Annotated in this window: 25 protein-coding genes; 13 read left to right on the top strand and 12 right to left on the bottom strand. The window is 71.0% G+C overall.

The features are described 5' to 3' along the window. Window positions 1–9 precede the first annotated feature (9 nt). Window positions 10–1,110: a cysteine--tRNA ligase gene (locus ACTXG6_RS14995; RefSeq protein WP_445188411.1), complete on the bottom strand. Its 1,101-nt coding sequence runs from the start codon at window positions 1,108–1,110 to the stop codon at window positions 10–12. A 196-nt stretch (window positions 1,111–1,306) separates the two neighbouring features. Here ACTXG6_RS14995 and ACTXG6_RS14990 point away from each other — a divergent pair, with 196 nt between their 5' ends. From ACTXG6_RS14990 to ACTXG6_RS14965, 6 genes are all read left to right on the top strand, one after another. Then, entirely contained in the window at window positions 1,307–2,617 is a 1,311-nt protein-coding gene (locus ACTXG6_RS14990) for a Tm-1-like ATP-binding domain-containing protein (protein ID WP_445188410.1), read from the top strand. Beyond that, on the top strand, window positions 2,614–3,447 hold the full coding sequence (locus ACTXG6_RS14985; RefSeq protein WP_445188409.1) for a phosphoenolpyruvate hydrolase family protein: 834 nt from the start codon (window positions 2,614–2,616) through the stop codon (window positions 3,445–3,447). The genes ACTXG6_RS14990 and ACTXG6_RS14985 overlap by 4 nt, the downstream gene beginning before the upstream one ends. Window positions 3,448–3,474: 27 nt before the next feature. Further along, window positions 3,475–3,915, top strand: a complete 441-nt coding sequence (locus ACTXG6_RS14980) for an SRPBCC family protein (protein WP_445188408.1) — start codon at window positions 3,475–3,477, stop codon at window positions 3,913–3,915. A gap of 284 nt (window positions 3,916–4,199) precedes the next feature. Further along, the gene (locus ACTXG6_RS14975) at window positions 4,200–4,541 is read left to right on the top strand and encodes an alpha/beta hydrolase fold domain-containing protein (RefSeq protein WP_445188407.1); all 342 of its coding nucleotides are present in this window, start codon (window positions 4,200–4,202) and stop codon (window positions 4,539–4,541) included. After that, on the top strand, window positions 4,538–5,338 hold the full coding sequence (locus tag ACTXG6_RS14970; RefSeq protein ID WP_445188406.1) for an SDR family NAD(P)-dependent oxidoreductase: 801 nt from the start codon (window positions 4,538–4,540) through the stop codon (window positions 5,336–5,338). The genes ACTXG6_RS14975 and ACTXG6_RS14970 overlap by 4 nt, the downstream gene beginning before the upstream one ends. A gap of 121 nt (window positions 5,339–5,459) precedes the next feature. Then, window positions 5,460–6,185: a DUF4190 domain-containing protein gene (locus ACTXG6_RS14965; protein ID WP_445188405.1), complete on the top strand. Its 726-nt coding sequence runs from the start codon at window positions 5,460–5,462 to the stop codon at window positions 6,183–6,185. An 82-nt stretch (window positions 6,186–6,267) separates the two neighbouring features. Here ACTXG6_RS14965 and ACTXG6_RS14960 read toward each other — a convergent pair whose 3' ends face one another. The 9 genes from ACTXG6_RS14960 to ACTXG6_RS14920 form a co-directional block, all read right to left on the bottom strand. After that, on the bottom strand, window positions 6,268–7,677 hold the full coding sequence (locus ACTXG6_RS14960) for an LLM class flavin-dependent oxidoreductase (RefSeq protein ID WP_445188404.1): 1,410 nt from the start codon (window positions 7,675–7,677) through the stop codon (window positions 6,268–6,270). Between the two features lie 12 nt (window positions 7,678–7,689). Then, on the bottom strand, window positions 7,690–8,595 hold the full coding sequence (locus ACTXG6_RS14955; RefSeq protein ID WP_445188403.1) for an HpcH/HpaI aldolase/citrate lyase family protein: 906 nt from the start codon (window positions 8,593–8,595) through the stop codon (window positions 7,690–7,692). A 22-nt stretch (window positions 8,596–8,617) separates the two neighbouring features. Then, window positions 8,618–9,814, bottom strand: a complete 1,197-nt coding sequence (locus ACTXG6_RS14950) for a CaiB/BaiF CoA transferase family protein (RefSeq protein WP_445188402.1) — start codon at window positions 9,812–9,814, stop codon at window positions 8,618–8,620. Further along, the gene (locus ACTXG6_RS14945) at window positions 9,811–11,136 is read right to left on the bottom strand and encodes an MFS transporter (RefSeq protein ID WP_445188401.1); all 1,326 of its coding nucleotides are present in this window, start codon (window positions 11,134–11,136) and stop codon (window positions 9,811–9,813) included. Before ACTXG6_RS14945 ends, ACTXG6_RS14950 begins: the two co-directional genes overlap by 4 nt. Window positions 11,137–11,189: 53 nt before the next feature. Then, the gene (locus ACTXG6_RS14940) at window positions 11,190–12,245 is read right to left on the bottom strand and encodes a LacI family DNA-binding transcriptional regulator (RefSeq protein ID WP_445188400.1); all 1,056 of its coding nucleotides are present in this window, start codon (window positions 12,243–12,245) and stop codon (window positions 11,190–11,192) included. 258 nt (window positions 12,246–12,503) lie between these two features. After that, window positions 12,504–13,196: a sugar transferase gene (locus ACTXG6_RS14935; RefSeq protein ID WP_445188399.1), complete on the bottom strand. Its 693-nt coding sequence runs from the start codon at window positions 13,194–13,196 to the stop codon at window positions 12,504–12,506. Window positions 13,197–13,253: 57 nt separating this feature from the next. Then, on the bottom strand, window positions 13,254–13,886 hold the full coding sequence (locus tag ACTXG6_RS14930) for a cytidylate kinase-like family protein (RefSeq protein WP_445188398.1): 633 nt from the start codon (window positions 13,884–13,886) through the stop codon (window positions 13,254–13,256). A 189-nt stretch (window positions 13,887–14,075) separates the two neighbouring features. Then, window positions 14,076–14,864 (bottom strand): IclR family transcriptional regulator, encoded by a 789-nt coding sequence (locus ACTXG6_RS14925; protein WP_445188397.1) that lies wholly within the window; start codon window positions 14,862–14,864, stop codon window positions 14,076–14,078. 719 nt (window positions 14,865–15,583) lie between these two features. Next, the gene (locus ACTXG6_RS14920) at window positions 15,584–16,606 is read right to left on the bottom strand and encodes a DoxX family membrane protein (protein WP_445188396.1); all 1,023 of its coding nucleotides are present in this window, start codon (window positions 16,604–16,606) and stop codon (window positions 15,584–15,586) included. Between the two features lie 70 nt (window positions 16,607–16,676). Here ACTXG6_RS14920 and ACTXG6_RS14915 point away from each other — a divergent pair, with 70 nt between their 5' ends. Together ACTXG6_RS14915 and ACTXG6_RS14910 are read left to right on the top strand one after the other, a co-directional pair. Beyond that, window positions 16,677–17,612 carry an aldo/keto reductase gene (locus ACTXG6_RS14915; protein WP_445188395.1) on the top strand — a complete coding sequence of 312 codons (936 nt, stop codon included), beginning with the start codon at window positions 16,677–16,679 and terminating at the stop codon, window positions 17,610–17,612. A gap of 361 nt (window positions 17,613–17,973) precedes the next feature. Next, window positions 17,974–18,399 carry an SsgA family sporulation/cell division regulator gene (locus ACTXG6_RS14910; RefSeq protein WP_445188394.1) on the top strand — a complete coding sequence of 142 codons (426 nt, stop codon included), beginning with the start codon at window positions 17,974–17,976 and terminating at the stop codon, window positions 18,397–18,399. Window positions 18,400–18,441: 42 nt separating this feature from the next. Here ACTXG6_RS14910 and ACTXG6_RS14905 read toward each other — a convergent pair whose 3' ends face one another. Next, window positions 18,442–20,091, bottom strand: a complete 1,650-nt coding sequence (locus ACTXG6_RS14905) for an acyl--CoA ligase family protein (RefSeq protein WP_445188393.1) — start codon at window positions 20,089–20,091, stop codon at window positions 18,442–18,444. A 116-nt stretch (window positions 20,092–20,207) separates the two neighbouring features. Continuing rightward, window positions 20,208–21,035 (bottom strand): alpha/beta fold hydrolase, encoded by an 828-nt coding sequence (locus ACTXG6_RS14900; protein ID WP_445188392.1) that lies wholly within the window; start codon window positions 21,033–21,035, stop codon window positions 20,208–20,210. A gap of 111 nt (window positions 21,036–21,146) precedes the next feature. Here ACTXG6_RS14900 and ACTXG6_RS14895 point away from each other — a divergent pair, with 111 nt between their 5' ends. The 5 genes from ACTXG6_RS14895 to ACTXG6_RS14875 all read left to right on the top strand — a co-directional run bounded on the left by ACTXG6_RS14895 (window position 21,147) and on the right by ACTXG6_RS14875 (window position 25,180). After that, the gene (locus ACTXG6_RS14895; protein WP_445188391.1) at window positions 21,147–21,593 is read left to right on the top strand and encodes a nitroreductase family deazaflavin-dependent oxidoreductase; all 447 of its coding nucleotides are present in this window, start codon (window positions 21,147–21,149) and stop codon (window positions 21,591–21,593) included. Further along, a complete protein-coding gene (locus tag ACTXG6_RS14890) occupies window positions 21,590–21,973 on the top strand; it encodes a nuclear transport factor 2 family protein (protein ID WP_445188390.1) in 384 nt (127 codons plus the stop codon). The genes ACTXG6_RS14895 and ACTXG6_RS14890 overlap by 4 nt, the downstream gene beginning before the upstream one ends. Before the next feature lie 85 nt (window positions 21,974–22,058). Next, window positions 22,059–22,685, top strand: coding sequence for a trimeric intracellular cation channel family protein (locus tag ACTXG6_RS14885; protein ID WP_445190009.1), 627 nt, complete (start codon window positions 22,059–22,061; stop codon window positions 22,683–22,685). Window positions 22,686–23,026: 341 nt separating this feature from the next. Beyond that, window positions 23,027–23,872, top strand: a complete 846-nt coding sequence (locus tag ACTXG6_RS14880) for a transglycosylase SLT domain-containing protein (protein WP_445188389.1) — start codon at window positions 23,027–23,029, stop codon at window positions 23,870–23,872. Between the two features lie 159 nt (window positions 23,873–24,031). Then, window positions 24,032–25,180, top strand: a complete 1,149-nt coding sequence (locus tag ACTXG6_RS14875) for an acyl-CoA dehydrogenase family protein (RefSeq protein ID WP_445188388.1) — start codon at window positions 24,032–24,034, stop codon at window positions 25,178–25,180. Window positions 25,181–25,187: the final 7 nt, after the last annotated feature.

Below are 25,187 nucleotides of genomic sequence, written 5' to 3'. Positions count from 1 at the left end.
CGGGCCGGGTTAGGTCAGGGCGAGTGTGTGGACCAGTTGGCGGGCGGCCTCGCCGCCGGCCTCCTCGGCGATGTCCAGCGCGGTCGGCACGTCGAGTTCGCGCAGCAGCGAGGCGGTGACCGCGTCCGCCGCGCCCTTCGTCCCGGACGGTCGACCGGCCGCCGAGTAGAGCCGCTCGAGCCGCCCGGCCGAGGTCACCAGGTCCTCCGGCCGGAAGTCCCAGGCGTCGTGCCAGTTCCGGTCCAGCAACAGCAGCCGGATCGCGGCCGGCGAGTGGTCCCGGAGCAGGTCACCGACGAGCACGAGGTTCCCGGTCGACTTGGCCATCTTCTCGCCGCCGATCCGGACCGTGCCCACGGAGAGCCGGGCCCGGGCGAACGGTCGCACGCCGGTCGCCGCCTCGACCAGTGCGGCCTGGTACGCGTGGTGCGGGAACGCCAGATCGGCGCCGCCGGCGACCAGGTCGACCGAGGCGCCGAGCACGCTCACCGCGATCGCCGCGCACTCCGCGTGCCAGCCCGGCCGCCCCGGACCCCACGGGCTCGGCCACGCCGGATCCCCCAGTCCCGAACTGCGCCATACCGCCACGTCGTACGGCTCGCCACGGGACGGGCCGCCGGTCAGCTCGCCGTGCTCGTCGGCCAACGCCGGCGCGCCACCCGGGATCGCCGGGTAACCGCGGAAGTAGACCTGACCGTCGCGGTGGTAGCCGTGCCCGGACTCGATCAGCGCGGCCGCCAGCTGGATCACCCGATCCACGTAGCGCCGCGCCCTCGGGGCGTAGGTGGGGCGACGGACCCGCAGCGCCGCCATGTCCTGCTCGAACAGGTACTCCTGGGTGACCGCGAACTCGTCGTACGGGCTGTCCCGCACGGCGGCGGCGAGAGTCAGCACGTCGTCGATGTCGGTGACGTTGCGGCACACCACGACCTCGACGCCGGCCAGTCGCATGATCGAGGTCGCCACGTCGGCCCAGACGAAGGTGGCCGCGTGACCGAGATGCGTCACGTCGTAGGGGGTGATCCCGCACAGGTAGACGCGGGCAGGGCTGATCAGCGGTAACGCCTGGCCCCCCAGGGTGAGCGAGCGGGCGGCGGGCAGAGAGGCCATGCCGCCAGCTTGCCAGGTGTCGCGCGCCGACGCGGCGGGACCTCCAGGACTCCCGGTACGCGCGTACCGCTTGCTCTGCGTAGGAATACGCAACAGCGCGGCCGCGCACCGAATCCACCCGGCCCGGGCCGGGGCTCCCCCTGCCGAACCGGCGGTGATCCGGTAAGACTGTGACCTGACCCCCGAGGAGGTGGGCATGGCCGACTCCGGCAGCACCGACCGCGGCGCCGCCTACGTCGTCGGCACGTTCGACACCAAGGGCGCGGAGCTCCGCTATGTCGCCGACCTGATCAGGGCCACCGGCATCGAGGTGCGCACCGTCGACCTGTCCACCCACCCCGAAGGCGCCGAGAGCGCCGCCACTGACCCCGCCACTGACCCCGCGGGTGACGCCGCCGCCGACCCGACCACCGCCCACGCCGCCGTGGCCGACGCGGCCGTGGCCGACGCCGCCGTCTCCGCGCGGGAGGTCGCCAGCCATCACCCCGCCGGCGCGGACGCGGTTTTCACCGGCGACCGGGGCACCGCGGTGGCTGCCATGGCGATCGCCTTCGAGCGGTTCCTGACCGGTCGGGACGACGTGGGCGGAGTGCTCGGACTGGGCGGCTCCGGCGGCACCGCGCTGATCTCACCGGCGTTGCGCGCACTGCCGGTCGGGCTGCCCAAGCTGGTGGTCAGCACGGTGGCCGGCGGGGACGTCTCCGGGTACGTCGGCGCCAGCGACATCGCCATGCTGCACTCGGTCACCGACGTCGCCGGGCTGAACCGGATCTCCCGCCAGGTACTCGGCAACGGCGCGCACGCGCTGGCCGGCATGCTCGCCCACCGGGTACCGGCGGCCGCCGACAAACCCGCTGTGGCGCTGACCATGTTCGGCGTCACCACCCCGTGCGTCACCGCCGTGGCGGAGCAGCTGGTCGACCGGTACGACCCGCTGGTCTTCCACGCCGTCGGCACCGGGGGCCGGGCCATGGAGAAACTGGTCGACGACGGCCAGATCACCGCGGTTCTGGACATCACCACCACCGAGGTGTGTGACCTGATCGGCGGCGGCGTGTTCAGCGCCGGCGAGCAGCGGCTGGACGCGATCGCCCGCACCGGGGTGCCCTACGTCGGGTCCTGCGGCGCCCTCGACATGGTCAACTTCGGCGCCCCGGACACCGTGCCCGCGCGGTACGCCGGTCGGCTGTTCTACCACCACAACCCCCAGATCACGCTGATGCGCACCAACCGGGAGGAAAACCAGCGGATCGGCGAGTTCCTCGCCGGCAAGCTCAACGCATGCGACGGACCGGTGCGGTTCCTACTGCCCGAAGGTGGGGTGTCGCTGCTGGATGCGCCCGGCCAGCCGTTCCACGATGCCGGCGCCGACCAGGTGCTGTTCGCCACGCTGGAGCGTCTGGTGGTGCAGACCGCCGACCGCCGGCTGGTCCGGTTGCCGCACAACATCAACGATCCGAAGTTCTCGAACGCACTGGTCGCCGCATTCGAGGAGGTCACCAGATGAGCACCGCCCCCAGCCGTACCGAACTGGTCGAGCGCTTCACCGAGATGGCCCGCCGGGGTGAGCCGATCGTGGGCGGTGGGGCCGGCACCGGGCTGTCCGCCAAGTGCGAGGAAGCCGGCGGCATCGACCTCATCGTGATCTACAACTCCGGGCGCTACCGGATGGCCGGGCGGGGCTCGCTGGCCGGGCTGCTCGCCTACGGCAACGCCAACGACATCGTGGTCGAGATGGCCGCCGAGGTGCTGCCGGTGGTGAAGCACACCCCGGTGCTGGCCGGCGTGAACGGCACCGACCCGTTCCTGCTGCGCGACCGGTTCCTGCGCGAGCTGCGCGAGCTGGGCTTCGCCGGCATCCAGAACTTCCCCACTGTCGGCCTGATCGACGGGGTCTTCCGGGCGAACCTGGAGGAGACCGGCATGGGCTTCGGCCTCGAGATCGAACTGATCGAGGCCGCGCGCAAGGCCGACCTGCTCACCACGCCCTACGTGTTCTCCGCCGACGACGCGCGCGCCATGACCAGGGCCGGCGCCGACCTGATCGTCTGCCACATGGGGCTGACCACCGGCGGCGCCATCGGCGCCGACACCGCGAAGTCGCTGGACGACTGCGTGGCGCTCATCGACGAGTGGTCGGCGGCCGCGCTGGCCGAGCGCGACGACGTGCTCGTGCTCTGTCACGGCGGCCCGATCGCCGAGCCGGAGGACGCCGCCGAGGTGCTGGCCAAGGCGAAGCACTGCCACGGCTTCTACGGCGCCAGCAGCATGGAGCGACTGCCTACCGAGCGGGCCCTGACCGAGCAGACCCGCGCCTTCAAGAACCTCCGTCACTGAGGATCAACCCGTCCGGAAGGAAGTAAATTGCCCAAGCCCTACGCCAGCGGCATCGTGCCCGCGTCCGCCGACCAGGTCTGGCAGCTGGTCAAACAGTTCAACGGACTGCCCGACTGGCTCCCCGCGATCACCGCCAGCGAGATCGAGGGCGGCGGCTCCGGCCAGGAGGTCGGCGCGGTACGCCGGCTGACCCTGGGCGAGATGGGCCAGGTTGCCGAGAAACTCCTGACCATGGACGACGACGACCGGTCGTACACCTACGCGTTCACCGACTCCGGCCCGTTCCCGGTGCGCAGCTACAAGTCGACCATCCGAGTTGCCCCGCTCACCACCACCGGCCAGACCTTCGTCGAGTGGTGGGCCTGGTTCGACTCGGATGCCGAACACGAGGAGGAGCTCATGAACACCTACTCCAACGGGGTCTACGCCGCCGGTATCGAGGGACTGGTCAAGCACTTCGGCGGCTGACCCGGTGAGTGAGACGAGGGGCGTTCGCGGCAATCCGCGGTCACAGTGGCGGCCACGGCGCCTCTCGACTCACTGCCGAGCGGCCGCTCGGTAGCGCACTCCCGGACGGTCGGCGAACCCGGCGGCCGCCCGGCCGCGCCGCCGGGGGCGAGCTGCTCGGGCGCGGCGGCGGCCTCGTGGCCGGCCGCGACCCCTTCGGCCGCCGAGCAGTCCTCAGGTCCATCCGCCAGGGCTCCACCATCGACTTCATGGGTCGAACATATATTCGACCGCCGACAGTTCTCGTGCGTCAACCCCGAGGCGCCTTCCTCGGCAACATCGCGGGCACCAGCCCACAAGCCCTGGACCCCAGGGTCTCGCCCCTGCTCGCCGAGGACCTGTCCGGGCTGCCGACCGCCTACGTCGCGGTAGCCGGGTTCGACCCGTTGCGTGACGAGGGCATCGCCTACGCCCAACGCCTACGCGACGCCGGGGTCCAGACCGTGCTGCGGGTGAACACCGGCCTCATTCACCCATTCAGTGCCGCGATCGGAGCGGGCCGAGCCTGTGCGGAGGCCACACTGGAGATCGCCACCGCCATCCGGTTCGGTCTGGCCCACGCGCGTGCTGGCAGGAGCCCATCATGACACCCGGACCCGAGCGCATGAAGATCGACGGAGCGACAGTCCTGCTGACCGGCGCCACCGGCGGGATCGGACATGCGATCGCTCGGCGACTGCACGCCGAGGGCGCCCAGCTGATCCTCACCGGGCGCAACGCCGACGTTCTGGCGCCCCTCACTGACGAGCTCGGTGCCCGCGGCATCGTCGCCGACCTCGCCGACCCGGCATCGTTGGACGCCCTGCTCGCCGAGGCCGGCCCGATCGATCTCCTCGTCGCGAACGCGGCCCTGCCGGGCGTCGGCCTGCTGCCCGACATGCCCGTCGAGCGCGTGGACGCGAACCTGGACGTCAACCTGCGGGCGCCGATCATGCTCGCCCGCGCGCTGCTGCCCCAGATGACCGCCCGCCGCAGCGGCCACCTGGTCTTCATCGGGTCGCTCTCCGGGATCGTCGCATCCCCGGGAACCACGCTCTACAACGCGACCAAGTTCGGTCTGCGCGGCTTCACCGACGCCCTGCGCCAGGACCTGCACGGCACCGGGGTCAGCGCCTCCATCGTCGAGCCCGGCTTCGTGCGCGACGCCGGCATGTTCGCCAACAGCGGGATGGAAATCCCCCGAGGCACCCGCACCGCCTCCCCCGAACAGGTCGCGGCCGCGGTGGTCAAGGCGATCGTCAAGGACAGGGGCGAGATCGTGGTCGCGCCACCCGAGCTCCGGCTCGGCGCACGCCTCGGCTCACTGTTCCCCGCTCTGAACGCCGCCATCCAGCGCCGCGCGGGCGCGGCGGACATCGTGGGTTCGCACACCGGCAACCACTGAGCATCGGTGCGCAGTCGACAACGCCGGCCTCATCGGATGTGACAAGTAACACAAGTCACGGCTGTCCCGATAGCCACAGTGACCTCGTAGTCCAGCGCATTTCTCACCCTCGGGAACCGCCATGACCCATCCCGATCCCCAGCAGCAGCACCCCACCTATCCGCCGCCCGCCTATCCGCCCCAGGTCAACTACCCGCCGGTCGGCTACCCGCCGATCCCGGACGGGGTCATCCCCGCCCAGCGCCAGTCGCCAGGGCCGGGGGCACGCAACGGGTTCGGCATCACCGCGCTGGTGCTCGCCATCGTCGGCGTCGTGTTCGGGCTGGTGCCGCTCACCGGGTTCATCGCGCTGATCTGCGGCTCGATCGGGATCGTGTTCGGGTTCCTCGGCATCGCCCGGGCCAGCAGGGGCGTGGCCACCAACCGAGGTATGTCGATCACCGGCACGGTGCTCAGTGCGCTCGCGCTGGTGCTCGGCATCTGGGGCATGACGATCACCTTCCAGGCGGCCGAGAAACTGGGCAAGGACCTCGGCGCGCTCAGCTCCACCAGTCAGCCGCGGCTCGCCACGCCGGAGGTGTCGGCACCCACCCCGGTGCCCGGGCAGATCGCCGGCGACGGCACCTACGTGGTCGGCACCGACATCCAACCGGGCAGCTACCGAACGACCGGACCGGCCCAGAGGGTGATCCCGAACTGCTACTGGACCCGCAACAGCGACACCTCCGGCGAACTCAGCTCGATCATCGCCAGCGACATCACCCAGGGCCCGACGACAGTGACGATCAAGCCGACCGACGGCGCGTTCCACACCAGCGGCTGCCAACCCTGGACGAAGGTCAACTAGCCGGGCCGGACGGTGTCCCGGCTCCGGGAAGCATCGCCCGGGGCCGGGCCTCCGCACTGAGGATCGGTTTCTGCGGAACGGCCTACGCGGAAGCGGTCTGCGCCAGAGCCGGCTGTGCCTGACCCTGCTCTGCCGGAGCCGCCTGTACCCGAGCTGGATTCCCCGGCCGGGCCAGGCCGAGGTGGTCGCGCAGCGTGCTGCCGGTGTACTCGCTACGGAATACGCCCCGGGCGCGCAGGATCGGCACGACCATCCGGACGAACTCCTCAAAGGCGCCCGGCAGGTGCGTGGCGGCCAGCACGAACCCGTCGCACGCGCCGCCTTCGAACCACTCCTGCATCTGGTCGGCGACCTGTTCGGCGGTGCCGACGAACCGCGGTCCCTGCAGCAGCGTCGCCCGGTGCGCGGCCAGGTCGCGCACGGTGACGTCGTCCCGCCCGAGGTGGCGGCGCACGCCCTCGAACAGGCCGCGGATCCCGGAGCTGGCGGCGATCATCTCGTCGGAGACCTTGTCATCGAGGTCGTGCTTGCCGAAGTCGTAGTTGAGCACCTCGGACAGCAGCGCCAGCGACGCGATCGGATGCACGTAGGCGTCCAGGAACAGCCGTTCCTTCTCCTCGGCGATCGACTGGGTCTCGCCGACCACCGCGTAGGCCATCGGGAGGATCTTGACCTGCTCCGGGTCCCGGCCGGCCGCGGCGATCCGCTCCTTCTGGTCACGGTAGTGCTGCTTGGCCACCTCGAGCCCCGGATCGCCGGTGAAGATCAGGTCGGCGCGCGCGGCGGCGAACTCCCGGCCCCGCCCCGACGAGCCGGCCTGCAGCAGCACCGGGTGCCCCTGCGGGGTGCGCGGCACGGTGAGCGGCCCGCGCACCTTGAACCACTTGCCGTCGTGGTTGATCTCGTGCACCTTCTCCGGGTCGGCGAAGATTCCGCTGGCCCGGTCCATCACCAGCGCGTCGTCCTCCCAGGAGTCCCACAGCTCGATGACCGCCCCCAGGAACTCCTCGGCCCGGTCGTAGCGCTCGTCGTGGCCCAGGTGCTGCTCGAGCCCGAAGTTCTGCGCCTCCGAGTCGTTCACCGAGGTCACCACGTTCCACGCGGCCCGCCCCTTGGACAGGTGGTCCAGGGTGGCGAACGTCCGGGCCACGTGGAACGGGTCGTAGTAGGTCGTGGAGTAGGTGGCGCCGATGCCGATCCGACTGGTCGCACCGATGATGCCGCCGAGCACCGCCGTCAGGTCCAGCTTGATCGGCCGCGCGCCGTAGCGCACCGCGTCGGCGACCGAGTTGCCGTACACCCCGGGCATCGCCAGCCGGTCGTCGAAGAAGACCAGGTCGAAGGTGCCTTCCTCGAGGGTCCGGGCGATCTTCTGGTAGTACTCCAGGTCGAGGAACCCCAGCTCGGCGGACGGGTAGCGCCACGATCCGGAGTACACGGTGACGTTGCCGGCCTGCATGAAGCCGACCAGGCTCATCTGGCGGTTGGCCATGACGGGTCCTTCCTATCGGCCGAGCAGCTCGGCCTTGCGGGTGATGTTGTCTGCATGGCGTAGATGGGCGGCGTCGACGAGCATCCCGTCGAGCCCGCTGGCGCCCCTGCCGGCGGCCTCGGCCTCGCGGTAGGCGGCGACGACCTTGCGGGCGTGCTCGATCTCGTCCTCGGTGGGCGCGAAGACCTCATTGGCGATCTCGACCTGGCTGGGGTGGATGGCCCACTTGCCCACGTAACCCATCGCGCCGGCGTTCTGGGCGGCGACGCGGTAGGCGTCCGGGGCCCGGTAGTTGGGGAACGGCGCGTCGATGGCGTCGACGCCGGCGGACCGGGCGGCGACCACGATCCGGGCCCTGGCGTAGTGCCACATGTCGCCGGGGTAGTCGACGATCGGGTCGAAGTTGGTGTCCACCCGGGCTCCCTGGGACGCGGAGAAGTCGCCGGCACCGAAGATGACCGCCTCCAGCCGGGGGCTGGCCCTGGCGATCTCGCCGACGTTCTCCAGCCCCTCGGTCTCCTCGATGAGCACCTCGAGCGCGATCTTCTTGGTCAGCCCGAGGGTCTGCTCGACCTGGGTGAGCAGCACGTCCACCCACCACACGTCCCGGGCCGAGCGCACCTTCGGCACGATGATCACGTCCAGCGCCTCGCGGGCGGCGGTGACCACCTCGATCACGTCGCCGTACGCCCACCGGGTGTCCACGCCGTTCATCCGGATCGCGCGGGTGGTGCGACCCCAGTCCAGGTCGCGCAGCGCGGCCGCCGCCTTGCCCCGCGCGGCTTCCCGCTCGGCCGGCGCGCAGGCGTCCTCGAGGTCCAGGAACACCAGGTCAGCGCCCGATCCGGCAGCCTTGGCGAACATCCACTCGTTGCTGGCCGGGGTGGCCAGCTCGGAGCGGCGGGCACGTACGGTCATGCTGCGTCCTCCCTGCTCAGATTCAGATCACGCCGGCCGCGCGCAGCTCGGCGAGCCGCTCGTCGTCGAGCCCGAGCAGCCGCCGGTAGACCTCCTCGGTGTGCTCCCCCAACGCCGGGCCGAGGTGGTGCACCACGCCCGGGGTGTCGGAGAACCGCGGTACCGGCGCCTGCACCCGCATCTGCCCGAAGTCCGGGTCCGGGTAGGCCGGGTAGACCTCGCGGGCCTGCAGCTGCGGGTCGGCCAGCAGCTGCGCGGCGTCGTAGACCGGGGCGGCGGCCACCTCCGCCTCCTCGAACACCGCCATCGCGTCGTCCAGGGTCCGCGCACCGATCCAGTCCGCCATGATCTGGTCGACCTCGGCGGCATGACGCAGCCGCTGCTGCGCCTCGGCGAAACGGGGATCGGTGGTCAGGTCGGCCCGGCCCACCGCGCGCAGCGCCCGCATCGCGATGGTCGGCGCGCTGCCCGACATGGCCAGCCACTTCTCGTCCTTGGTGCGGTAGGTGTTGCGCGGCGCGCTGATGTCCCAGCGGTTGCCGGTCCGCCCCGGGACGGTGCCCAGCTGGTCATAGGTCAGCACCGGCTGCTCGATCAGGCGGGCCAGCGGCTCGATCAGGTTGATGTCGATCAGCTGGCCGGGCGCGCCGTGCACGTCCCGGTGGTACAGCGCCATCAGTGCCGCGTAGCTCGCGGTCAGGGCTGCGACCCCGTCCGCGAGCATGAACGAGGGCAGCGTGGGCGGCCCGTCCGGGTGCCCGGTCAGGTGCGCGAACCCGCTCATCGCCTCGCCAAGGGTGCCGAACCCCGGCCGGTCGCTCTTCGGCCCGCCGGCGCCGAAACCGGTGACGTGGACCATCACCAGGCCCGGGTTGTCCCCCTTGAGCTGCTCGTACGCCAGCCCCCAGCGGGCCAGCGTCGACGGGCGCAGGTTCATCACCAGCACGTCGCACTGGTTGACCAGCTCCCGCAGCAGATCCCGACCGGCCGGCTCGCGCAGGTTCAGCGTGACCGACTTCTTGTTCCGCCCCAGGCTCTTCCACATCAGCCCGATGCCGTCGCGCTGGGCGCCCCACTGGCGCAGCGGGTCACCGCCGTCCGGCTGCTCGACCTTGATCACCTCGGCGCCGAACTCGCCCAGCCAGGTGGCGATCAACGGGCCGGCCGCCAAGGTGGCCGCGTCCAGCACCCGGATACCGGCCAACGGCCCGCCCGTCACGCCGTCACCTCGGCGCCCGAACCGCCCGAGCCGCCAGAGCCGGCCGGCCCGGAGTCGCCGGAACCGCCGGGCACCACCGTCCCCGGCCGGGCCCGCATGCCGAACAGCCAGGTCAGTGCACCGATCAGGGCGAGCGCGGCGGCCACCACCAGCGGCACCACGAAGGAGCTGGTCGCGTACGCCAGCGCACCGGTCACAATCGGCCCGAGGATGCCGCCGACGTTGCCCATCGCGTTGATGAACCCGGTCGCCGAGCCGGACAGGTTCAGACTGCGCGTCACGTCCTGGGTGGCCGCCCAGACGGCCCCGTTGGCGAAGATGATCCCCGAGGTGGAGATCGCCAGGCAGATGATGGCCACCGTCGCGGAGCTGGCGAACGCGGTGCCCAGGATGGCAAGCGCTGCCACCATGCCGGTGACCAGCACGACCTTGCGGGAGTTCAGCGCGGACATCCCCCGGCGCAGTGCGATGTCGGAGGTCCGGCCGGCCAGGATCCCGACCGCGAACGCGCAGATCCACGGCACCGAGGTGGCGAACCCGGACTTCAGAATGGTCATGTGCCGGTCCTGCACCAGGTAGCTCGGCACCCAGGTGATGAACGTGTACAGGATGTAGAGCAGGCAGAAGTAGCCGCCGGTAATCGCCCAGATCTCCCGCTGCTTGACGATCGAGCCCCAGGGCGCGCGGCCCTCCTGCTGGTACGGCTCCTGGTCGGAGACGATCAGCTCGCGCTCCTCGGCGGACAGCCGCTGGTCTTCGAGCGGGTGCCGGTACCAGGCGTACCAGATCACCGCTACCAGCAGCGACAGCACGCCCGTCGCGATGAAGCAGCTGCGCCAGCCGTAGTCGGTGACCATCCAGGCCAGGATCGGCGGGCCCACCGCGGAGCCGAGCGCGACCCCGGAGATGAACATGCTGCCGCCCATCCCGCGCTCGGAGCGGGGCAGCCAGTCGGACAGGGTGCGGATCGCCGCCGGGGCGAACGGCGCCTCGCCGACGCCGAGCAGCAACCGGGGCCCGAACAGCGTGCCGACCGAGTTGACCAGCGCGGTCAGGAAGCTGGACACCGCCCAGATCAGCAGTGCGGCGGAGTAGACCACCCGGGTGCGCACCCGGTCCACCAGCATCCCGGCCGGCAGGTTCAGCAGGGTGTAGGTCCAGGTGAAGCTGGACAGCAGCAGCCCCATCACCGCGGCGTTGGTGTGGAACTCCTTGGTCAGCACCGGCGCCGCGATCGACAGGTTGACCCGGTCGACATAGGCGATCGCGGTGATGATCATTACGAACGTGGCGACGACCCAGCGCCGCCGGTTCCGCAACATGGTTGCCCTCCTCGCACCTCGGTGTGCTGCCCGACCTCGAATTCGCGCGTGCGCTAGCCCCCCGGCGGCCCGGTCGAGCCGGCCACGATCAGCTCCGGTTTGATCAGATTCGGCCCGCCACCAGCCAGCCCGCCACCAGCGGCCAGCCCACCACCAGCCACGCCGTCCAGCCGCCCGAGCAGCAACCGGGCGGCCCGGCTGGCCAGTTCCGGGTACGGCACCGCAATGGTGGTCAGCGGCGGATCACTGAGCGCGAACCAGCTCGGGTCCCCGTACACGACCAGCGACAGGTCGTCGGGCAGCCGCCGGCCACTGGCCCGCACCGCCCGCGCCGCGCCGATGGACAGCGCGCCACCGCCGATCAGCAGCGCGGTCGGCGCCGGTGAGCGGCCGAGCAGCTCCAACGCGCCCCGGTACCCGTTCTCCTGGGTGGGCTCCGGCAGGCACACCGTCACCGCGTCCCGCCCCAGCCCGGCGAGCTCCGTGCCGCGGCGGACCCCGCGCAATCGGGACTCGCCGTTGGACAGCGCCGTCGGGGTGCCCAGGTAGCCGATGCGGCGGTGCCCCAGCGCCGCCAGGTGCAGCACGCTCTCCGCGAGGGTCTGCTCGTCGTCGCTGAACACGCCGGGCGCATCGATGCCGCTGGCCCGGTGCAGCTCCACCACCGGCAGCCTGGTCAGCAGCCGCTTGGTGTCCTCCAGCACGCCGGTGCTGGTGGAGATCACCAGCCCGGCCACCCGGCTGGCCAGCAGCTCACGGAGCTGGCGCAGCTCGCGCTCCGGGTCGTTCTCGGTGATGGTCAGGATCATCTGGGTGCCGTCGGCAGACAGCAGCCGGGCGAGCTCCGCGGCCACCGCCGAGTACGCCGGGGTGTCCACGTACGGGATCATGAAGCCGACGAACGCGCGGCTGGTGTTCGCGGACAGCGCCCTGGCCAGGCGGTTCGCCACGTATCCCCGGGACTCGGCGTGCTGGCGGACCCGCTCGGCCAGCTCCGGGCGCACCGCCGCGCTGCCGTTCAGCGCACGCGACACCGTCGCCGTCGAGATGCCGAGCTCGCGGGCGAGGTCGACCACCCCGATCTCGGCGCGACGGGTCCGTGCTGCCATGGCTGAAAACCTTTACATTTCCGAATGTAATCGTTTACATCCGGCTTATTCGAGTACATCACGCCGAACACGGCCCGGTCAAGACCAGGCCGGCCGGACAGAAAAGAGCCCGACCGGTGGAAGGGCCACCGGTCGGGCTGGTCTAGTGAGCTGGCTTGTCGAGGGGCCCAAGTTCACCGGGCGCTGTAGTTCACCGGGCGCTGTAGTTCACCGGGCGCTGTAGTTCACCGGGCGCTGTAGTTCACCGGGCGCTGTAGTTCACCGGGCGCTGTGGTCCTTGAGCATCGAGGGCACCGTCCGGACCAGGATGGACAGGTCGCTGACCAGGGTGCGCGTCCGGACGTAGGTCAGGTCCAGGTGCAGCATGTCCAGCGTGCTCACCGTGGAGCGGCCGCTGACCTGCCACAGGCCGGTGATGCCGGGACGGACGGAGAACCGCGGCTGGAACTCGGCCGGGAACATCCGCGCTTCCCACTCCAGGCACGGCCGCGGTCCCACCAGCGACATGTCGCCGAACAGCACGTTGACCAGCTGAGGCAGCTCGTCGAGGCTGGTCTTGCGCAGGAACGCGCCGATCCCGGTGACCCGAGGGTCGCTGTCGAGCTTGTAGCTCCCGTCCACCGAGGTGTCCTCGCCGCGCAGCTCGGCCGCGATGAGCTGGCGCAGCATGTCGTCACCCGCTCCGGTCCGCATGGTGCGGAACTTGAACATGGTGAACGACACCCCACCGAGGCCGACCCGCCGCTGCCGGAACAAAGCGGGCCCGTCACTGCTCAGCCGGATCGCCAGGGCGATCACCAGCATCGGCAGCGCCAGCACCGCCAGTGCGATGCTCGCCACCGTGATGTCCAGTACGCGCCGCGCGAGGGACTGCCATGACGCCCCGGAAACGGTGGCGTAGAACCTGTCAACGGCGGGCATTGCGCCGGATTCGGTTCCGAGGGTGTACATCGCACTCTCCCAGGTGGTTTGCGGACACCTGGGCTATCGCCGGATCCCGGGCAACCGTTACCCGACGGGATGTGACGCTTTCGCCGCGGCCACGATCAGGTCCGCACAGGTCTCCACCGACAACCGCGTGCTGTCCAGAAGCATGTGGTAGTGGCACGGATTTGCCGGGTCAGTGCGGTAGAAGTGCTTGACGTAGCTCGTGCGGGCACTGTCGTTGTGATCGAGCGCGTCCCGGGCCTGCTGCTCGCTCAGGTGCATGGTGCGCATCGCCCGGCGCACCCGGCGGTCCGGGTCCCCGTCGAGGCGGACGTGCACGGCGGTCGGGTGGTCACGGAGCACGATCGCCGCCGCCCGGCCCAGGATCACCCCACCCTTGGCGCAGACGACCTTGCGGATGGCCGACTGGGTGCAGTTCACGAACTCCGCATCCGGCAGCAGCGCCATCCTCGGCGGGTCGTACCCGATCATGTAGTCGCTGGAGAGCGGGGCCGCCGCCGCGAGCATCCGGGACAGCCAACCCTTCACCTGCTCGTCCCGGGACAGCGCGTCCTCGATCGACACCCCGAGATCGTCGGCCACCGCCGCGGGGATGGCCCGGTCGATGAAGGGAACGTCGAGACGCTCAGCAACCGCCGGCCCGATCGTCCCGCCCCCGGCGCCGAATGCGGCGGACACCGTCACGACGTACATAGCCCGCTCCCATCTGGGAATTTGCCAGGATGAGAGCGTAGACGGCGGCGCCCGCCAGGACGAGGTAGCGCAACGCAATACGACCGAACGGCGGTCACCCGGCGTAGTAATCGGGCCACCGGCGCCGCCAGGTGACCGCACGCACACGGTCAGTACACGGGGGCCTCCTCCCCGCGATGGTCGGGCCGGTCAGCCCGCCGCCGAACCGCCGGCCTGGTCCAGCTCGGCGGCCAGCGCGGTCGCCGCGGCGCGCAGGTGCGGCACGGCCCGCTCGAGGAGCTCGTCGGTCATCCGGGTGGTCGGGCCGGAGACGGACAGCGCCGCCCGGGCCGGTCCGCCGACCAGCGCGACCGCCACACAGCGCACCCCCAGCTCCAGCTCACCCTCGTCGACGGCGTAGCCGCGAGCCCGCACCCGACCCAGCTCACGCAGATAGGCGCCCCGGTCGGTGATCGTGTGCTCGGTGTGCGCGACCAGGTCGGTACGGCTGAGCACGTCGGCCACCTGCTCGCGGTCCATCTGCGCCAGCAGTGCCTTGCCGACCGCCGTGCAGTGCGGCGACACCCGCCGGCCGACCTCGGTGAACATCCGCATCGCGTGCCGACCGGGCACCTGCGCCACGTAGACGACCTCGCTGCCGTCCAGCAGGGCCAGGTTGGCGCTCTCCCCGAGCTCGGCCACCAGTCGGGCCAGGTGCGGCCGTGCCCAGACCCCGATCAGCCGACTGGCCCCGTCGCCCAGCCGGATCAGCCGGGGCCCGAGGGCGTACTCCCGGGACGGCTGCTGGCGGACGTAGCCCAGGGTGACCAGGGTGCGGACCAGCCGGTGGATCGTCGGCAGCGGCAGCCCGGAGGCGGCGGCCAACCCGGAGAGGCCCATGGTGCCGCCGGCGGCGGCCATCGTCTCCAGCAGTGCGAAGGCCCGCTCGACCGACTGCACGCCACCGCCGGCGCGTGCGATGACTTCGTGGCCGGCCATCAAACCTCCCGGGTACGGAATCCCCCTCGGAACTGACAGCGGAACTCACAGCGGAACTCCGGGAGTGGAATTCCGTATCCCGGAAGTCTAGTGCCGGCGTCAGCGGCATGTCGGGGGAAGTCCTGGCCAGTCCGCCCACGCCGGTCGGCTACCTGTCCGCCGCGTGGCGCTCGATGAGCTCGGCGACGTCGTCAGGTCGCTCCTCGGCCAGGTAGTGCCTACCGTTCTCAAGGACCTCGACACGTCGGTCCAGCCGTGCCGGGCCCGGAGGTTCTCGGCGACACGGACGTAGTGGATCGTGGTGCCGTTCACCGCCGCGGTCCCGGAGGCAAAGTCGCCACCCAGACGCGCGAGCGGGGGGTCGCTGTGAGGTTCCCGGCGCCCGGCATCGTCCGTCCTCATCGATGTGCTCCCGTCGGTGTCTCGACGCGGCGGCAACGCGCGCCCCGTTCGCCCCTAATGGAGACTGACACCCGGCCCGGAACTCATCGGTTCATGCCGGCTACGCCGGACTCAGGCCGATGACTCAGGCCGGTGCCAGGCCGCGACCTGGAACAACCGCTGCGGGTCCTCCCCCGCCGCGAGCTCGTCGTGGCCGTGCGGCGATCGCCTGCACCGTGCGCCCGTTGTCGTCCGCGCCACCGCACTGTCACAACGAGGGACGGTGCGGTGGCGCGGGACGTGACGACCTAACGGTGTGGTCTAGCTCACCGGTCAGCTCACCAGTTGGACACGCCGGCGGGCACGGAGGCGCGGAGCTTCTCAGCGCGCTTCGCGCCCTCGGCGCGGAGCTTCTCAGCGCGCTTCGCGCCCTCGGCGCGGAGCTTCTCGGCCCGCTTCGGGACCTCGGCGCGCACCTTCGCCGCGCGCTTGCTGGCGCGTTGCAGGCGCCTATCGGCGTCCTTGCTGGCCTGCTCGATGCGCTTGCTGGCGCGTTTGCTGGCCCGCTTGCTCGCCTTGCGGGCGCGCTTGGCGACCTCGGCGGCGCGCTTCTCGGCCTCACCGCGCCACCGCTCCGCCTCCTCGAGCAGCCGCCCGGCCTGGTCGCCGAAGCGGTCGCTGGCCCGGCCGGCCACGGCGGCGGCCTGCTCGCCGGCCCGGCCGGCAACGGCGGCGGCCTGCTCGCTGGCCCGGCCGGCCAGGGCGCTGGCCTGCTCACCGGCCCGGCCGGCCCCGGCGCTGGCCTGCTCACCGGCCCGGCCAGCCACGGCGCTGGCCTGCTCACCGGCGAGGCCGGCCCGCTCGGACAGCGCGCCGAGCCCGGTGGTGATGTCCTTGTGGAACAGCTCAGCCGTGGCCGCGCTGGTGCGCCCGGCGCGACGGGCCCGCCAGGCCATCGACGGCTTGCCCTCGGTGTCGGCCGAGGCCAGCATCAGCCCGCCGAGCAGGCCCATGTTCTTGACGAACTGCACCTGGTGCAGCTTGCGCAGCTCAGGGTCCTCCATCTCCCAGAACCGGTGACCGGCCAGGGTGGTGGGGATGAGGCTGGCGGCCAGGGCGGCCGCGGACAGCCGGGGGGCCTTACCAAGTGCCAGCAGCACGCCGGCGCCGACCTTGACCCCGGCGTCCACCCGCACCATCGTCACGCTGGACGGGGGGTTCTCGACCGGCACCATCCCGGCGACCTGGTCCAGGACCGGGTGGGCCGCCTTGGCATGGCCCTCCGGGTCACGCAGCTGGGCGATTCCTCCGGTGATGAAAATGCCGGCGAGCAACGGGCGGGCAATGCGACGTAGCAGCATTTCTCAGGAATGCCCAGATCACACCCCGGTCAAACGGCAAAGCCCGAGCTGCCGGCCTACCGTGAAAGTCATGCGGATCAACTTGCCCGGCACCGTGCTGTCCGTCCACCCGCTCTGCCTCGGCGGCAACGTGTTCGGCGCGTCCGCCGACCAGGACCAGTCCTTCGAGGTACTGGACGCGTACACGGCGGCCGACGGAAACTTCATCGACACCGCCGACTCCTACCTGTGGCGGCTACCCGGCAACTCCGGCGGCGAGTCCGAGACCGTCATCGGCAACTGGCTGACCGCCAGGGGCAACCGGGCCGACGTCGTGGTGGCCACCAAGGTCGGCAACTGGCCGGTGCACCCGGGGCTGGCCGCCGCCAACATCGCCGTGGCGGCCGAGGAGTCGCTGCGCCGGCTGCGGACCGACTACATCGACCTGTACTACGCGCACCGCGACGACCCGGACACCCCGCTGGAGGAGACGCTCGGCGCCTTCGACGCGCTGGTGCGGGCCGGCAAGGTGCGCTACATCGCGGCGTCCAACTACTCCGCGCCCCGGCTCGCCGAGGCGCTGCGCATCTCGAGTGAGAACGGGCTGGCCAGCTACGTCGCGGTGCAGCCGCACTACAACCTGATGGAGCGCGACTACGAGCACGACCTGGCACCGCTGCTGGCCGAGCACGGGCTGCCCTGCCTACCGTACTTCGCGCTGGCCATGGGCTTCCTGACCGGCAAGTACGCGGCCGACACCAAGGTGGACAGCTGGCGCGCCGAGGGCGCACTCGCCTACCTGGACGACCGGGGCCGCCGGGTGCTCGCCGAGCTGGCCCGGGTGGCCGAGCACCACCAGGTCACCCAGGCCGCCGTCGCACTGGCCTGGTTGCTCGCCCAGCCGACGGTGGCGACCCCGCTGGCCAGCGCCCGCAACGTCGAGCAGCTCGCCGCGCTGCTGCCGATGGTCGAGCTGAAACTGACCGACGACGAGCTGGGGCGGCTGACCGCGGCCTCGGAGCGCTGAGAGACCTCTCAGATGCCCAGTACCGCTGACCAGCGCACCGCACTGCGCCATCCGCTCCTGTCCCGTTACCGCGTAACGGGCCTGCCGGGCGCCGCCGTAACGGCGGAACCGCCCCTGGACCGGACAGCAGGCGTTACCGACGGTAACAGTGCGTCCGGCCCTGGTCACCGCTCGCGATCGGTTCACGGTCCCGATCCCCACTCCGCACCGGTTGCGCCGTGTCGCACCTGATCACGGCTCTGTTACAACACTGCCCGTTTCAGGTGAATCAAGACGGAAAGTGCAGCACTTCGGCCTGCCGCGGCGATGACATCAGTGAAGCCGGCGGGATGCTGGCGCAGAGCACTCGGAGGGCCGAAGGATGAACGAAGACACGCGAATCGACCGCGTCAGGCAGGACATGTTCGCCGTGCTGCACGGCCAGGAGACGCCGCTGCTGACCCGCTGGAGCTACCGGGCCGATGACCCGTTCGCCGTGATGATGTCCATCAGCCGGCCGAGCGGCCGCTGGATCGACTGGCTGCTGTCCCGCGACTTACTGATCGAGGGTCTCTGCACGCCCGCCGGTGTGGGCGACGTGCGGCTGACCCCGTTCTCCGACGAGGAGTTCGACGTCCTCGAGGTGCGCATCGGCGACGACGAGGGCTTCGCCTCCCTGGAGTTCGACCGCGACCTGATCGAGCGCTTCCTCGAGGCCACCTTCGAGATCGTCCCGGCGGGTGCCGAGTCCTCGATCATCGACGTCGAAGCTGAGATCGAGAAGATCACCAACAGCTGCGCCGGCTGAGCCGGCGGTGTTGCTCGACCTTCGGCCTGGGGCCGGCGGGTATCAGCCGCGAATGCGGTGCTGCTCGCCGGCCCACTCCTTTTCCCGGAGCTCGAACTTCTGCACCTTGCCGGTGGACGTCTTCGGTAGCTCCTCGACGAACTCGATCGCCTTCGGCGCCTTGTAGCGGGCAATCTTCGCCCGCACGTGCTCGAGCAGCTCGTCCTCGCCGGCCGTCGCGCCGCCGCTCGTCAGCTCCCCGCTCTTCAGCGCCCCGCTCTTCAGTACGACGAAAGCCTTGGGCCGCTCGCCCCACTTCTCGTCCGGCACCCCGATCACCGCGACCTCCAGGACCGCCGGGTGCGACATGATCGCCTGCTCCACCTCGACCGTGGAGATGTTCTCGCCGCCGGAGACCACCACATCCTTGGCCCGGTCCCGCAGCTCGACGTAACCGTCCGGGTACCGCACACCCAGGTCACCGGAGTGGAACCAGCCGCCGGCGAACGCCCGCTCGGTGCCCTCCGCGTCGTCGAAGTAGCCCTTCATCACGTTGTTGCCGCGCATCACGATCTCGCCCATGGTCGCGCCGTCCGCCGCCACGTCGGCCATGTTCTCGTCGACCACCCGCAGCCACTCGGCGGTGATCATGCCGACACCCTGTCTGGCCTGCAGCGTCGCGCGCTCCTCGGCGTCCAGCTCGGCCCAGGCCGGTTGGAACTGGTTCACCGAGTACGGGCCGTAGGTTTCGGTCAGGCCGTAGACGTGCACGATCCGGAAGCCCATCCGCTCCATCTGCAGGATGGTGGCCGGTGCCGGCGGCGCCCCGGCGGTCGTCACCACGAGCTGGTAGTCCAGGGTCACCGCCTCCGGTGCGTTCATGATCGTGGTGACCACGGTGGGCGCCCCGTTGAGGTGGGTCACGCCGTGCTCGCCGATCAACCGCCAGATCACGTCGCCGCGCACCTCCCGCAGGCAGATGTGGGTGCCGCCGATCGCGGTCACCGCCCACGGCGTGCACCAGCCGTTGCAGTGGAACATCGGCAGCGTCCACAGGTACACCGAGTCCGGGGTGTGCGCCGAGTGCACGATCTCGGACAGCGAGTTCAGGTTGGCGCCCCGGTGGGTGTACATCACGCCCTTGGGTCGGCCGGTGGTACCCGAGGTGTAGTTGATCGAGATGGTGGCCAGCTCGTCGTCCACCGCCCAGGGCAGGGGTTCCCCCGCCGTGCCCCGGGCCACGAAGTCGTCGTAGTCCGGCCCGGCGATCCGGTCCCCCGAGCCCGGCGCGGCCGGGTCGACGACCGTGACGATCTCGGTGACTCCCGCCAGCTCGTCGGCCACCGGCGCCACCGTCGCGGCCAGCACCGCGTCCACCACCAGCAGCTTCGCGCCGCTGTGGTCCAGGATGTAGCGCACCTCGTCGGTGGAGAGCCGGGTGTTGATGGCCACCAGCACCGCACCGGCCAGCGGCACCGCGAAGTGCGCCACCAGCATCTCCGGCAGGTTCGGCAACAGGTAGGCGACCCGGTCGCCCGGCGCGATGCCCGAGGCCCGCAGTGCCCTGGCCACCTGGGTCGCCGCCTCGGCGAACTCCGCATAGCTGTAGCGCCGGTCGCCGTAGACGATCGCGGTCTTGTCCGGGTACACCTCCGCGCTGCGGCGCAGGTAGGAAAGCGGGGTGAGCTCGGTCTGGTACACGGCGCCGGGCACGGAGCACCTCCACGTAGACAGGCTCGTGAGTGGCTGACGTTGCGCTGGCGACGCCAGCCACTCACGAGTGGTGGCCTGGGCAGACCCTACGGCCACTCGATGCCGGTCAGCCAGGGTCAGCCGGTGGTGGCCGGGATGGGTTGGGCGGCCAGGAACGGCAGCACCTCCGCCAGGAACTCCTCGGTGCGCTCCAGCCCGAGCGCGTGGCTGGAGCCCGGCCCGGTGAACAGCTTGAACTTCGCGCCCGGGATCAGGTCGGCCACCTTCTGGCACTGCCAGACCGGGGTAAGCAGGTCCTGCTCGCCGGCGATCACCAGGGTCGGCCTGTCGATGCTCGGCAGCCGGTCGGTCGTGTTGTGCGCCAGGTCGGCGTCCCACTGCTCCACGACCACCTTGACCTGGGCCTCGGTCTGCGGGAACAGCGGCAGCATCTGCTCCATCACGGCCGGGAAGTCCGGCGAGTTCAGCAGCTCCGGGGAGAACGCCAGGCCCAGCGCGGTCAGCGCGGTCTGCACGTCCCCGGTGCGCCACGGGTAGCTCAGGGCGGTCAGCCCGCAGGCCTGGAAGCCGTCCAGTGCCGCGTAGGTGCCCCACAGCACCAGTGACGCCACCTTCTCGGGGTGGGCCAGCACCAGCTCCTGCGCCACCAGCGTGCCCAGCGACCAGCCCACCACGTGTGCACTCGGCACACCGACAGCGTCCAGCACCGCGGCCGCGTCCCGCGCCATGCTGGCCGTCGAGAGCGGGCCGGTGCCGCGTTCGGAGTCACCGATGCCCCGGTGGTTGTAGCTGATCACGTGGTAGTTCTCGGCCAGCCCCGCGGCCAGCGCGCCCCACAACAGGTAGTGCTGCGTCGTACCGCAGATCAGCAGCAACGACGGGTTGGCCCGGTCCCCGCTCTCCACCACGTCCAACCGGGTACCGGTGCTGACATCGAGCAACATGAACCGTGCCTCCTCGCCTGGGGTCGCCTGTGCTGGTCGCCTGTGATCGACTCTGCCGCAGTGTGCCAGCGGATCCCTGACAACGCGCGCTGACCGGTTACCCTCCGGTAGGTGGACATCCTCGAGATCGCCGACCGGAACTGGCCGATCCTGCGCCGGGTCGCCTCCGCGCACGCCGCCGTCTACCGCGCCACGCACGGGGTGATCGGCCACCGCATCCCGGGCGCCGCGCCGATGCTGCTGCTCGACCACGTCGGCGCTCGCTCCGGTGCCCCGCGCACCACCCCGCTGGTCTACGTCCGCGACGGCGACGACCTGGTGGTCGTGGCGTCCAAGGGCGGCCACCCCAAGCATCCCGCCTGGTATCACAACCTCAAGGCCAACCCGTTGACCACCGTTCAGGTCGGTAGCGAGAAGCGCCAGGTCAGGGCCAGGGTCGCCGACGCCACCGAGCGCGAACGGCTGTGGCCCCTGGCGCTGCGTACCTATGCCGGCTACGCCTCCTACCAGGAGCGCACCGGCCGGGAGATCCCGCTCGTCATCCTGGAGCGGGTGTGACCGGCGGGGCGGCCGCCCGCTTCCGGGCCGCCGTGGAAGCCGCCGACCTCGACGGCGCGCTCGCCCAGTTCGCCGACGACGTGGTGTTCAACAGCCCGGTGGTGTACAAGCCGTACCAGGGCAAGGACGCACTCGGGATGATCCTCGGCGCGGTGTTCCGAGTGTTCGAGAACTTCCGCTACACCGCCGAGTACTCCGGACCGGACGGTCACGTGCTGGTCTTCGCGGCCGACGTGGACGGCCGGGAGCTGCAGGGCGTGGACATCCTGCGCACCGGCCCGGACCCCGAGGCGCCGCTGACCGAGCTCACCGTGCTGATCCGGCCGTACTCGGGCGCCACCGCGCTCCGGGAGCGGATGGCCGCCCTGCTGTCCGGCTGAGCCGCACCGTCCGGCTGAGCCCCACTGTCCGGCTGAGCCCGAAACCGCAGATCAGCTGTGCCGGGAGGGCGAGTTGAGTGTCGGCGTGTCGTTCCTCATCCTCGACCTGCTCGGCGTCGCGGTGTTCGCGGTGTCCGGCGCGCTGGCCGCGATCCGGGCCCGGATGGACGTGTTCGGGGTGGTGGTGCTCGGCATGACCACCGCACTGGGCGGCGGCGTGGTCCGGGACGTACTACTGGGCATCACCCCGCCGAGCACGCTGCGCCAGTGGCCCTACCTGCTCGTCGCCGCACTGGTCGCGCTGGCCACCTTCCTGCTGCGCCCGGCCGGTGGGGCCTACCGCTCCCGCCCGGCGGGCGCGCTGGTCCGCCGCACCATCCTGGTGGCCGACGCGCTCGGGCTGGCCCTGTTCGTCACCACCGGCACCGCCACCGGCCTGGCCGCCGGCGCACCCGCGGTCACCGCCTGTCTGGTCGGCGCGATCAGCGGCATCGGCGGCGGGGTGGCACGGGACGTGCTGCTGCGCGAGATCCCGATGGTGCTGCACCGGGAGATCTACGCGCTGCCCGCCGTACTCGGTGCCGCGCTGGTCGCCGTCGGCAGCCGGCTCGACTGGCCGAGTACCCCGGTGCTGGTGGCCTCGGCGGCCCTGATCGCCGGGCTGCGACTCCTCGCGATCTGGCGCCATTGGGACGCACCACACCCCAAGTAAACCCACATGGGCTCCACCATTCGGCCTAATGCGACCGTTTGGCGCAGGAAGTGGCCGTTCGTCGAGGGCGATTGCAACCGTAACGGGCCGTTCGGCCGAAAAAAGGCGCATAACCTGCGGCGACACACCGGGGACCCGCTTGGCATGACCCCCGTCTCCTTCGTAAGCTGCCCGAACACATCACGATCCGATCTCGCCACCTGGATCCTGAGCCGGCCTCCCCACTGGCTCACCGGACCCCCGACCGGACATCCCGGTGGCAGATCTTCGGTCGCGGAAAGGCAGAGAACTTCGTGGCTCGTCACCGCTCCCCAGGCGGCCGCGGCACGGTTTCGGCGTACATGCCGTCACCTGACGCGCGCCGTGCGAAGTCCGAACAGGCGTTCGGCGTAGCGTCCTTCGAGGCGACCTCGCTGATCGCGGCGATCCCGGCGGAAGACTGCGGACGCTCGGCGCATCGCCGTGCCCCGCTCAAGCCGCCCACGGTCCGTGGCAACACGGTGGTCGGTGCGACCGCGGCGCTCGGCGCCGTGGTCACCGGCGGATTCATGGCCGGCAGCCCCAGCGTGCCCGGCGCCACCGCCGACGCCGCCGAGGCGGCCCTCCCGGCGACGAGTCTCGCGGCGGCCACCCAGCCGTTGCACATCGCGACGGTCGCCTCGGGCTCCACGTTCCACGACATCAGCGCCACCACCGCGATGCTCCCGGTGGTCGTACCGGGTGACCGGGTGGCCGCCAACGACAACCGGGACGTCGAGGCCCTGCACAAGGGTGAGGCGCTGGCCGCCGAGGCGGTCGCCCAGCACGCCCTCGCGGTGAAGGAAGCCAGCATTCTCGCCGGTGGCGGCGGCCTGGACGACTGGATCGCGGTGGCGCTGGACAAGCTGAACCTGCCGCAGGCGCTGTCCGGCGGCGTCAAGCGGGTCATCATGGCGGAGTCGCGGGGCAACCCGCACGCGATCAACCGCACCGACAGCAACGCGATGGCCGGGCGTCCGTCGCAGGGCCTGATGCAGGTCATCCCGAGCACCTTCCGGGCCTACGTGCTGCCCGAGCTGGCCGGCCGGCCGATCACCGACCCGGTCGCCAACATCACCGCCGGCGTCCGGTACATGATCGCCAACTACGGCATCGGCACCCTGAAGGCCGGCGGCCGCCGCTTCAACGGCCAGTACGTGGGTTACTAGACCCGAGCGCGGCTCACCCCGCTCACAGCTCACAGACCGCCGGGGCCACACGGCCCGGGCGGTCTTCTGTTCGCGGTACTCGCACCCGCAAAGATTTGACGCCCGACTAAATAGCGCGGGAAACTGCGGGTCGGATCAGCGGGTGGAAGGAGCTGCATCGTGCGGCGAAACCTCTTCGAGGCGGACCACGAGTCATTCCGCGAGGCCGTGCGGGCCTTCTTCGACCGCGAGGTGGTGCCGCACCTGGCCGACTGGGAGGCCGCCGGCATCGTCGCGCGCGAGCTGTTCACCACCGCGGGCAAGGCCGGCTTCCTGGGGATGGCGATCCCGGAGGAGCTCGGCGGCGGCGGGGTGGACGACTTCCGGTTCAACATGGTGATCGGCGAGGAGGCCACCCGGGCCGGCGCCGCCGCCGCCGGGCTCGGCATCACGCTGCACAACGACGTCGCACTGCCCTACTTCCTGCGCTACTGCTCCGAGGAGCAGCAGCGGCGCTGGCTGCCCGGCATCGCCAGCGGCGAGCTGATCACCGCCATCGCGATGACCGAGCCGGGCATCGGCTCCGACCTGGCCTCGATGTCCACCACGGCGATCCGGGACGGCGAGCACTACCTGGTCAACGGCGCGAAGACGTTCATCACCAACGGCATCAACGCCGACCTGGTGATCACCGCCGTGAAGACCGACCCGGCGCAGCGGCACGCGGGCATGAGCCTGCTGGTGATCGAGCGCGGGATGCCCGGCTTCGAGCGCGGCCGCAACCTGGACAAGCTCGGCCAGCACGCCCAGGACACCGCTGAGCTGTCCTTCACCGACGTCCGGGTCCCGGTGGCCAACCTGCTCGGCGAGGAGGGCCAGGGCTTCCGTCAGCTGGTCGCCAACCTGCCCCAGGAGCGGGTGTCCATCGCGTTGTCCGCCGTCGCGTCGGCCGCCGTCGCCCTGGAGCACACCCTGACCTACGTCAAGGAGCGCCGCGCGTTCGGCCAGCCGATCGGCAGCTTCCAGAACAGCAGGTTCGTGCTCGCCGAGATCGCCACCGAGGTGGACATCGCGCAGACCTACGTGGACCGCTGCGTGGCCGAGCTCAACGCGGGCGAGCTCAGCGCGGAGGACGCGGCGAAGGCCAAGTGGTGGTGCACCGAGTTGCAGGGCCGGGTGGTGGACCGCTGCCTGCAGCTGCACGGCGGGTACGGCTACATGAACGAGTACCCGATCGCCAAGGCGTACGCCGACGCGCGGATCACCCGGATCTACGGCGGTACCACCGAGATCATGAAGGAGGTCGTCGGCCGGTCCCTTGGCCTGTGAGTGGTAC

The sequence above is a fragment of the Pseudonocardia sp. Cha107L01 genome (genome assembly GCF_052566575.1).
The sequence above is the reverse complement of the archived record's forward strand: the minus strand, read 5'-3'. Positions and strand labels throughout refer to the sequence as shown.